1 pseudogene is annotated in these 1496 nt (G+C 39.6%); it reads left to right on the forward strand.

The annotated features are described in order from the left end of the window. A pseudogene (locus BBROOKSOX_RS10905) lies at positions 1-1496 on the forward strand (hypothetical protein); the annotation flags it as partial.

Genomic DNA, 1496 nt, shown 5'->3' on the forward strand with positions numbered 1-1496 from the left:
TAAAGCCAGTGATGGTCCTCTTGCCAAAGGCACTTTGCTTTACACCTCAAGCAAAACTTCAAATGCAAATACCAAATTGTTTCTAGACAGTTCTTTTCATAATGTCGGCGCTAAGTTAGCAGATATGCAAATATTCAGTGGCAATAATTCGCCACTTTCGGTCGATGTTTATGCACCCAAACCGACTGTCAATGCTTGGCGTATAGACAGTGGGCCTGCCGATAGCAAAGGCGTTTTTACCATTGGTGATGAGATCAAAATTACCCTCACTTTAAATGAAAAGGTTACCTTGGCAAATGTGGGTCGCAATAGAGTTGTTGTTGCTGGCAAAGAATTCCTTTTAACAGGCACCAATGGCGCTGTTACCAAGACATTAGAATTTGTCTATAGCGTTAAAGCTAACGACAAAATAGTTGCCAAAAGTAGGCATTATGATATTATTTTGACGGGTATTGTGGATGATGATGGTAATTCGGTAAATATGCAAAATGCCACTAGTCCTGTAGGGCTTAGTAATACATTGATTGACACTGATTTTGTTATTGGCGGAGGTAATAAAATAACCCAAGCCAATGGGGTTTATGAAAAAACTTCCAATACTGGATGGAATGCTGATGTTACTTCTTCTAAGGGTTTTGTCAATGACGGTTATGTTATTGCCAAGATTGGTGTGCTTAATAAGCGGATGATGTTAGGGCTCTCAAGTGTCAATTCCAATAGCTCTTACCAAAGTATAGAATACGCCTTATATGCGGCTCGTGATAGATTTTACATTTATGAGAGTAATAGTTATAAAGGTTATACGGGGGTTCACTATGCCGTTGGTGATTATATGAAGGTCGTTAGGTCGGGCAACACAATAAAATATTATCACATTAAGGCAGCTGATGGCGCGCTTGCTAAAGGCACTTTGCTTTACACCTCAAGCAAACTTTCAAATGCAAATACAAAATTATTTTTGGACAGTTCTTTTCGTGGAGTAGGCGCCAAATTGTCAGACATGCAAATATTTAGCGGTAATAATTTGCCACTTTCAGTGGATGTTTATGCACCAAAACCCACTGCTGATGCTTGGCATATAAAAGGGGTGGTTAACAACAAAGGGGCTTTTGCCCTGGGGAGTGAAGTTAAAATAACCCTCACAATTGATGAAAACATTACTTTGTCTAATGTTGGTAGTAATAAAATCGTGATTGCTGGCAAAGAATTTCTATTGACAGGCGTCAATGGTGCACTAACCAAGACATTAGAATTTACTTACACCGTTCAACTTAATGACAAAATAGACGCTGCTTTTTATATTGACAGTAAAGACGACATTGTCTTAACTGATATTCAAGATACAAAGGGCAACAACATTGATTTTGGCAACATTTCCAGAGGCCTAGACATTAGCCCCAGCAGTCAAAACCTTGCCCTAAGCAGTAAAGGGCTGGCGACCATCAGCACCAATGTTACTCATTGGCATGCCAATGGCACCGCTTCCAATATTGCAA

It is taken from the genome of bacterium endosymbiont of Bathymodiolus sp. 5 South (genome assembly GCF_900128535.1).
Classification (GTDB): Bacteria; Pseudomonadota; Gammaproteobacteria; order PS1; family Pseudothioglobaceae; genus Thiodubiliella.